Source organism: Nitrosospira multiformis, assembly GCF_900111585.1.
Lineage (GTDB): Bacteria > Pseudomonadota > Gammaproteobacteria > Burkholderiales > Nitrosomonadaceae > Nitrosospira > Nitrosospira multiformis_B.
The window spans coordinates 50,272-58,070 of sequence record NZ_FOHI01000013.1 but is presented as its reverse complement, the minus strand read 5'-3'; the positions used below and the strand labels follow the sequence as shown (position 1 = coordinate 58,070).

10 protein-coding genes are annotated in these 7,799 nt (G+C 48.4%); 2 read left to right on the top strand and 8 right to left on the bottom strand.

All coding sequences use genetic code 11. The annotated features are described in order from the left end of the window. Positions 1-72 precede the first annotated feature (72 nt). The 4 genes from BMW46_RS14420 to flhD all read right to left on the bottom strand — a co-directional run bounded on the left by BMW46_RS14420 (position 73) and on the right by flhD (position 2,435). The gene (locus BMW46_RS14420) at positions 73-240 is read right to left on the bottom strand and encodes a flagellar motor protein MotB (RefSeq protein ID WP_081355835.1); all 168 of its coding nucleotides are present in this window, start codon (positions 238-240) and stop codon (positions 73-75) included. A 21-nt stretch (positions 241-261) separates the two neighbouring features. Continuing rightward, the gene (motA, locus tag BMW46_RS14415) at positions 262-1,122 is read right to left on the bottom strand and encodes a flagellar motor stator protein MotA (protein WP_074709351.1); all 861 of its coding nucleotides are present in this window, start codon (positions 1,120-1,122) and stop codon (positions 262-264) included. Positions 1,123-1,489: 367 nt separating this feature from the next. Then, positions 1,490-2,035: a flagellar transcriptional regulator FlhC gene (gene flhC / locus BMW46_RS14410; protein ID WP_074709357.1), complete on the bottom strand. Its 546-nt coding sequence runs from the start codon at positions 2,033-2,035 to the stop codon at positions 1,490-1,492. Positions 2,036-2,117: 82 nt separating this feature from the next. After that, on the bottom strand, positions 2,118-2,435 hold the full coding sequence (gene flhD / locus BMW46_RS14405) for a flagellar transcriptional regulator FlhD (protein WP_074709356.1): 318 nt from the start codon (positions 2,433-2,435) through the stop codon (positions 2,118-2,120). 848 nt (positions 2,436-3,283) lie between these two features. On the opposite strand from flhD, the gene BMW46_RS14400 reads away from it, so the two are divergent. Then, the gene (locus tag BMW46_RS14400) at positions 3,284-3,745 is read left to right on the top strand and encodes a hypothetical protein (RefSeq protein ID WP_074709350.1); all 462 of its coding nucleotides are present in this window, start codon (positions 3,284-3,286) and stop codon (positions 3,743-3,745) included. Positions 3,746-4,437: 692 nt separating this feature from the next. Here BMW46_RS14400 and BMW46_RS14395 read toward each other — a convergent pair. Continuing rightward, the gene (locus BMW46_RS14395; RefSeq protein WP_074709349.1) at positions 4,438-4,698 is read right to left on the bottom strand and encodes a hypothetical protein; all 261 of its coding nucleotides are present in this window, start codon (positions 4,696-4,698) and stop codon (positions 4,438-4,440) included. A 684-nt stretch (positions 4,699-5,382) separates the two neighbouring features. Between BMW46_RS14395 and BMW46_RS14390 the strand changes: the two genes are divergently transcribed. After that, on the top strand, positions 5,383-5,586 hold the full coding sequence (locus BMW46_RS14390; RefSeq protein WP_074709348.1) for a cold-shock protein: 204 nt from the start codon (positions 5,383-5,385) through the stop codon (positions 5,584-5,586). A gap of 105 nt (positions 5,587-5,691) precedes the next feature. On the opposite strand, the gene BMW46_RS15495 is transcribed toward BMW46_RS14390, so the two are convergent. The 3 genes from BMW46_RS15495 to BMW46_RS14380 form a co-directional block, all read right to left on the bottom strand. Next, positions 5,692-5,853: a hypothetical protein gene (locus BMW46_RS15495; protein ID WP_177171109.1), complete on the bottom strand. Its 162-nt coding sequence runs from the start codon at positions 5,851-5,853 to the stop codon at positions 5,692-5,694. A gap of 135 nt (positions 5,854-5,988) precedes the next feature. After that, positions 5,989-6,393 carry a hypothetical protein gene (locus BMW46_RS14385; protein ID WP_074709347.1) on the bottom strand — a complete coding sequence of 135 codons (405 nt, stop codon included), beginning with the start codon at positions 6,391-6,393 and terminating at the stop codon, positions 5,989-5,991. After that, on the bottom strand, positions 6,390-7,700 hold the full coding sequence (locus BMW46_RS14380; protein WP_074709346.1) for a phage integrase: 1,311 nt from the start codon (positions 7,698-7,700) through the stop codon (positions 6,390-6,392). Before BMW46_RS14380 ends, BMW46_RS14385 begins: the two co-directional genes overlap by 4 nt. Between the last annotated feature and the right edge of the window lie 99 nt (positions 7,701-7,799).

Here is a 7,799-nt window from a genome sequence, read left to right as displayed (position 1 = left end):
AAAACATCGCCGCTCAAAAAGCGGCAATTATCCCTATGTCGAGGTGTATCAATTCTCACTTGCCACCCTGTATCAATTTACATTTGCCGGTGACATCGCGGAACCGAGCAGCCACATAAGCAGAAAGAACGCCATCATCGCAGTTACAAAATCTGCATAGGCAATCTTCCACTGGCCTCCGTGCCCCTGGCTTTGCCTCCTTACCTTCTTTATGACGATACGATGCTGCGTCTGGGCCACGACTGACCTCTTTCCCCTTTCTTATTTGTCTTTTGCCCGTCTGACATGGCTTTCCAGTTCAGAGAAACTGGGCCGCTCCGTCGAGTAGAGCACCTTTCGTCCAAATTCGACTGCCAGTGCAGGAGTATAACCATTGATGCTTGCCAGCAAGGTGACCCGGATGCATTGCAGTATCTTCGTCGATTCATTGAGCCTCTGTTCCAGTATCGAGGCAAAGGGCCCGACAAACCCATACCCGAGAAGAATACCGAGGAAAGTTCCCACGAGCGCTTGAGCGACAAGCACACCCAGTTCCGAGGGGGGCAGTCCCACGGATGCCATGGTATGAATCACCCCCATTACCGCCGCAACGATGCCGAATGCCGGCATGCTGTCTGCCAACCGACTTATGCAATGCACGGGAATTTCGCCTTCCTGGTGATGAGTCTCTATTTCGTTGTCCATCAGATTTTCCAGCTCGAACGCGTTGAGATTGCCTGCCACCATGAGACGAAGGTAGTCGGTCAAGAACTCGAGCGCAACGGGCTCGGCAAGAATATCGGGATAATTGGCAAAAATCGCGCTTTCATTGGGATCGTCGACATCAGGCTCGATCGACATCAATCCTTCCTTGCGAACCTTGACCAGAAGATCATAGAGCAGCGCCATCAGGTCCATATACAAGGCTTTGGTGTACCGGGGAGGTTGCACAACCTTGGGAAGTGACTTGAAGGTGGCCTTGAGGGCTTTTTTCGTATTGCCCAGGGTAAATGCGCCCATTGCCGCACCCCCGATCATGAGAAGCTCGACCGGTTGAAACAGTGCAGCCAAGTGTCCGCCAGTCAAAGCAAAACCACCGAACACCGACCCCAGCACGATGAGAGATCCAATAATGACCAACATCTTTTTCTGATATTTCCTGTATTGACTATTGCACTGCTGGAATAGGTAATTTTAGAAGCACACCGGTAGTCCAGAGCGCCTGGCTCAAGCAATGTTGCCTCTCCGCCTCATCACGGCTCTTCTACGGCAAAACTGCGGTAACGCAGCAAAATCCTGGATGTGTTCTCTATAACGGGTCAAACCCGGCGGACTTTAGTCCATCGACACGTGTGTTGATTGCTTCCCGGAAAGTAAGCGGAAAAAAGCAAAAAACAGCCGGAAAGAATTCCGGCTCAGGAGAGAAAGAAATTGGACGCTGGCGGAGAACAATGTCCTCCGCGCGGAAAAAAAGGAGCTGCGCGAGTATGGGAGCGCTAGGTGCTACAGCTTAAGCTGCTTCTGCCACCATCGCTGTCCGCGCCTTGTTGGTTTTGCCGGCTCGGGAAGGCATATGGCACAGCCCGCAAACGTAGCGGTGATGGAGATCGTTCGCGTGCACCACGAAATGCCCCCCGCATTGATTGCATGCAGTGGTCTGCATCAATTTGCTTTCAAAGAAGCGCACCAGCGTCCATGCCCGCGTCAGGCTGAGTATCGGCTCCATCTCGCAGACCTTGCAGTGCTCCAGATAAAGCTTATAGCTCTTGATGATTGCGCTGATTCCCCGGCAGTCGCCATGAGCAATCAGATAGCGGTAAATGTCAGCGAATACGGAGGAATGTATATTGGGCTGCCACGTAAGAAACCAATCGGTGGAAAACGGCAGCATTCCCTTGGGGGGGGAAACGCCTTTCAGTTCCTTATAAAGTTTGATCAGCCGCTCGCGGCTCAGGGTGGTTTCAGACTCCAGTAACTGAAGACGCGCACCCAGGCGAATCAACTCGATCGCTGTCTTTATTTCGTTGGCTTCCGACACAATGCTTTTCTTGCGCATAACTGATTCCCCCTTCTCCTTGTCCTCAAACCCGAGAAGCTCGCTTCCCCAGGAAATTCTCGGCAAATATTTCAGGAAATACTTATGAAATTTCTTCAACCGGCTGTCCTGCAAGCAGGATTGCCGTATGGGATTGCGCCATCAATTTGTCTTTGGTGTAATTGGCAAGCATGCCGAAGACCAAATTGTCGTCGAAACGTATCCGGCACAGCATCATGTTGGAGTTTGCCAGCTTGAGTATCTGCCCTGGAGTCAGCACTTCCAGGATATCGGCGATGTCCTTGCTTATCCCCAGCCTGAAAATCGCCATATCCTTGTCGGCGATTACCATTTGCTGGGCCAGCATGAGATAAGTCAGATTAAAGTCCTTGATTTCCGCTGTCAGTTCGTTGGTTTGCATTTTTACCTCCATCACAGTGAATGGCTGCATTGTGGAGGTTTGGAAGGGGAGAAAAAACCGGAGGTTGTCCGATTTGGGTGTAGAAAATGACAGCATTTCTGTGTAAGAAATTTTCCTACAGCAGAATACACCAGCTCGGGAGATATCCAGCGGGGGTGTATAACCTGCGCAAACGATGCTGGGGATGTGATACCGATAGCAGGTTATGCTGGTTTTGGTTGATCAACGTCAACTTTTTGTGCAACTTTAGCCTCAAAACAAAATTTTTAATAATTCTGCAAAAGAATTCTGATCGAAAGACCGCCTATTTCATCATGATCGCCTGGCAATCTCCTGCGCTCTCAGGCTGAAACTCCATAATTCCATTACTGTTTATGGAACCAAGTTATGTCAAACACTTGAAATTGATTCAACAATCATACCTGCAACCCTATCCATAGCTATAATATGGCTGAATGAAGAAGTGTTTAATTCAAACTCTGTTCGTCAGACGATAAAACCGAAGCAACACAAGGATAAATAATGAGATCGCTGACTCCCATAGTCCTCTTATTATTACTTACTCAAATTGCTTCTTGTAATCGCCAGACGGAATCCAATAACCATCGTGTACCAGAAGCTACTAACTATAATGACTGTATTCTTCAGCATATGAAGGGTATTGGCAGTGATCTTGCTGCACGAGCGATTGATGAAGCCTGTGCCGACAAATTTGGCGATTCTGAGTCTCCAAAACAGACGGGGCTTTAATTTATGCTCAACAGATTTCTCTCCAAATTTTGGTCCCACATCTATACTTTTCTTTTATAAGCATTTCTTAAAACTACAATCGATTGCGGGAAAAAGTCTTGGAACTATACGAGATTGGGGCTGTTACCTACTGCACAAATGTCACCCCAGGCGACTCTCTTTCCCTTGAGGAAGCGGAATACGTGGCGTCTCAAGTCTCTGAGCTATTCCTATCACGCCTCGCAGGGAGCCCCTATGCGGAAGACGTTGGGGTTATCCGAACTGAATACGAGCTCGGTTGCGTTATCACTACCATTACTATTGGCGCATCGCTCGCGGGTCTTTACAAAATTATTGTCGATTACGAAAAATTCAAATCTGGACTGTCCCAATTAGCCAAAGACCTCAATGGCGTCTATGTGCGTGTTAAACAATCCTTGCACAGGAATGGTTCAACATACGTCATGAGAATAAATCTTCCAGATGAGAGAGTTCTAGAAGTCACCCTCAAAAAAGCTGAAAATCAAGAAATTAAACCCTCCTCTCCCACCAAAAGCATAACCAGCCGTTCCAGGAAATAACTTTAAAAAGCAAAGGATGGGCGCCTATATCGCTTTCTCCTTACTAAAGCCGTCTAGCTATTGGTACCGCCGCTACCGCTACTTTGCTCAGCTCTTTTACAGCATCAAACGTCAACTCCAGATAGAGTCTTGCTGCCTCCTGTATTTTGGTTTAGATCATCATCCAAAAAGAAAACCGAATCAGATTGCGGCAACAAAAAAGCCCGGCAAACGCCGGGCGTGGATACTGCATTCGTCTCCCTCTTTGAGAAGAGAAAAACGAGTGAGCAGGTTAACAATATAAGAAAGGCTCTACCGTTAAATACTTAACGTATGGAAATAAAAAACCGCCGAAGCGGGTTGGTGGGGATAAAAACCCTATGTCTTGGCAGGCTTTTTTGATATGGAACTCCTCCCTCTGGCCTCTAAAGCTCGCCTGTTCACTTCCGTGCAGGCCTAGAATCTGCCAGGATGGGGCATTCCATGGTTGTAATTACCTTGTTGCCGCATGTTGTCGAGTCGCTGTTGCTGATACAGGAGATCCATCTGTAACATGAGATCCCTCTGTAACTCTCTATTGAGTGTTTGTTTTGGCTATGGTTCGCCTAATGCATCATTCGATTAATTTTACCGTCGCTGCCGGATTTCCCGCAGTGCTCTAAGGGATCGCCGCGGTTGAGGAACTCGCGTTGATCGCGATACCTTAGGTAGGTTTAACGGGACTGCTTCCTTGCTTCGAGCATGGCATCTGCAATGTCGTATGCCGCTTTTGCCAGCCCATCGTGGTCAAGGGGAAACTCCGTGTCCGCAATCAGCCCTTGCATGGCTTGTCCCGCGAACCAATCCCTGAGCGACATGCCATGTAGTTGTACAGTTTCGCCGGGGGCGACGACAACGCCATTTGGCGCTGTCCTGTTCTGGTCGCCCGTGTTAGTCCATTCAGCAGGAAAAGCAGGTCCACCGTTGTTGCTCATTATCGTTCTCCTGTAACTGCGGTTGGTTATTTCGGGAAATTTCCCATTCCCTTTTGTAAGGGTAGTTCTTCTTCCAAAACCTGAACTAATTTTTCAGGAGCTTGAGGCTTACCGGTAAAAGTTATATCGACAAATTCCAAGGATTAGGGAATAATGCGCGCCCTAATGCGAAGGATACATCGCGCAAACCATGCAAGAGATCAAGGAAATTTCGAGCCATTCCGTCTATCGTCCGTTTTCAGCCTTTTCCGCGCTATATCATCCTAGTACAACCATAATAACCATTCTGTAATGGGGGTAGCCCAAGGGCCTTCTGTTTAAAAGGCATCGCGACTCCCTGCACGCTCCCCTTTCCCAGGAAAAGTAATGTAATGAAGCGAAAAATTATCCTTACTGTTGCTGCTATATTTGGTAATGTAGTTGTCATATTGGGTACTGCAGCTGTCATATTCGGTATTTCCGTGATCCTGTATCACGGCTTCTTTTAGCTTTCCAAGAATCTGCTAAACATAGCATAGGGATAGAGGGCAGTTATATGCAAAAATGATTTTAAGTAAGGGATGATCTTGAACGCATCGATTTCTTAGGTACGGAGCGAACATATTCCTCTCTTACAGATTGACAAGATGTGGTCAGCCGTGACAACAAGGGTATTTTTTTGATTGATATGTATAGGAAATAAAAATGACAATTGGCACAGTAAAGTGGTTCAACGATTCAAAAGGCTTTGGCTTCATTACCCCTGATGACGGCAGCGAGGATTTGTTCGCGCACTTCTCGGCAATCGGAATGTCCGGATTCAAAACGCTGAAAGAAGGTCAAAAAGTAACGTTTGAGGTTACCCAAGGGCCAAAGGGCAGGCAGGCATCAAACATTCAAACTGCGTAAGGTTTCATTTTTGCACGCGCAAAAATCTTCGGTTGTCGCCCCCCTGTGAAGGGGGTCTGCGATGATCAGGACTTCTGCTCTTGCTGCGGTTTAACTGCCTTGAAGTTATCCGGCACCCATCGCAAACCGGATAAAACCTGTTCCGCTTGCCGCGCCAGATCGACTTTTCTTGAGTCCGTTCATGCTTTGCGCATGTGGGGGCGATACCGCTTCAGCCACAATCGCAAGGATCCGGTCTTTCGGGACATGCGAGAGGTAATTCTCCATTGTTGCTCCCGCCAGTCGGCCATGTCGAGATTCAAGGCAGTCATGAGTGCTGCAACCTGCCGTGCAGGGGCTTGAAGCGGCCCTGAAAGTTGTAGAGGGTATCCACGATGCGCTCCATGCGGTCGCGGAAAGGGGTCACCCCCCGCTTCTGGAAGGCGTTGCTAATGCTAATGTTGCTAATCCTGCTAATGTTGGATCGTCGTTAGCAACTTTAGCAACATTAGCAGCGGGTGCCGCCGAACGGGAAAAGTGGATATTGAGGTTAAATGGGTTCTCCTTGCGGTACTTGACTAGATCAGTATCGGTGTATATTCTTCCCTTAGAGCTTCGCGCTCGCGACAGACCGGCCAAGTAGAGGCCGGAACGATCGACAAGAGCGGAGCTTTTTTCTTTGGTCGCCTTGACTTGAGGCTGCCGCGTATTGGTCGCGGCTGAGTTCTCAAGCCAATCGCGGCCTTTGCGTTTTTCTGTCGTGCCTTCCACAAACCGCCTTGCCGGCAGCAGGTAGTTCTCGATGATCTCCCCGTCCGACAGCTTCATGTTCGCAATCCGTACTTGTCCCCAATATCTTCCTTACCCCATCCTCCCACTGCATCCTGAATATCCTTTGGTGCCCCCACATTACGCAAGCGGTCTCTGATGGTGTGGCGAAACTCATGAGTTGTCTTATTGACCCCTAACCGGGACTCAATCCACTTATTTAGCGTATTGGAAGCGTGAGTAGCCTTGCATTCGTTCTTATCGGTGTACCGGGGGAAAGCATGAGTTTGCCCCGGCTGTGCTGCCTGGATAATTCTCTGTGCTGCCCATAGGGAAACTCCTACCAGGGGTACATTTCGCTTACTGGATTTAGTCTTAAGGGTGCGCCAAGGATGAGGGCGAATGGAGACGTATGGAATGGGAACATCTAGGTGTAAGTCCTCCAATGTCAGTCCCGCAGCTTCAGCTATGCGGCATCCTAGGTCTATCTGTAGGGCTAGCAACCAACGAATATCATCATCCTCTTTCTTGCACTCCTGGACGAGGGTAACTAACTGCTCATTATCGAAAGGCTCTCTAGTCTTTGAATCCTCCCCTAGACCTGGGATTCTCAAGCGAAGAAAAGGATTTGTTTTAGCTATCTCCCTTTCTACGATAGCCACGTTGAATATTGCCCTGAGAATACTTATGTGTCGTTCTATCGTTGTAGTCTTAACGCCTTCCGCAATTCCCCTGGAGACAAATTCATTTGCATCTGCTCGGGTTACTTGTTCAAGTTCCTTATCCCCAATTAGCGTTATTAGTCTTCCCCATGCTCTCTCTGTATCCGCTCGGAACTTCTTTTTATCTTTATTCTTGTGGCCGTGAAGGTAGAGCTGGAGGGCATCGCTAAGGCGAAACTTAGGCTCCTCATTCAGTAATTGGAGTGATTCCAGTTCAACCGGGTCCAGGAATTCCTCAGGCTCCGCACTACAGTACAACTCCTCATCACCCTGGGCATACGCTTCATGTTTCCCTTCAAAGACATCTATGAGGCGACCAAAGGTATGCTCATCATTGGCTGCTGACTGAGGTTTCAGCCCATACTCTGCGGGGAACTTCACCGCTGCTTCTCGGATACTGAATGGCTGTAGATCAGGGTTTCCGCGAAGTGCTGCCCACGTTGACTCGTGCTGTCTATTGAGGTCACGAACCCTTTTTGTAATTAATGCGGGGTCGCTGGTCTTTAGATTAACCTTGATATGAGTTGAACCGGGATAGCGGTGAAGTAAATCCTTGGGAATTTTGCGCTGGTAATAGAATGCCTTACCCCGTGCGTAAGTGTAGCGGACGTCTAAAGAGAGAATGCGACCAAGCAATAGTTTCATTAGATGGTACCATGAAAGTACCACCACAAGAACACTATGCTTTAGGTAAGATGCTGAATAATAAGCTAAAATTGGTGCCGGAGCCTCATCCGAATATAA

Bases quoted from the DNA above. Each gene is read 5' to 3' on its own strand.
- motA (WP_074709351.1), bottom strand. From the start codon at position 1,122: ATGTTGGTCATTATTGGATCTCTCATCGTGCTGGGGTCGGTGTTCGGT.
- flhC (WP_074709357.1), bottom strand. From the start codon at position 2,035: ATGCGCAAGAAAAGCATTGTGTCGGAAGCCAACGAAATAAAGACAGCG.
- flhD (WP_074709356.1), bottom strand. From the start codon at position 2,435: ATGCAAACCAACGAACTGACAGCGGAAATCAAGGACTTTAATCTGACT.
- BMW46_RS14395 (WP_074709349.1), bottom strand. From the start codon at position 4,698: ATGAGCAACAACGGTGGACCTGCTTTTCCTGCTGAATGGACTAACACG.
- BMW46_RS14390 (WP_074709348.1), top strand. From the start codon at position 5,383: ATGACAATTGGCACAGTAAAGTGGTTCAACGATTCAAAAGGCTTTGGC.
- BMW46_RS15495 (WP_177171109.1), bottom strand. From the start codon at position 5,853: ATGGAGAATTACCTCTCGCATGTCCCGAAAGACCGGATCCTTGCGATT.
- BMW46_RS14385 (WP_074709347.1), bottom strand. From the start codon at position 6,393: ATGAAGCTGTCGGACGGGGAGATCATCGAGAACTACCTGCTGCCGGCA.
- BMW46_RS14380 (WP_074709346.1), bottom strand. From the start codon at position 7,700: ATGAAACTATTGCTTGGTCGCATTCTCTCTTTAGACGTCCGCTACACT.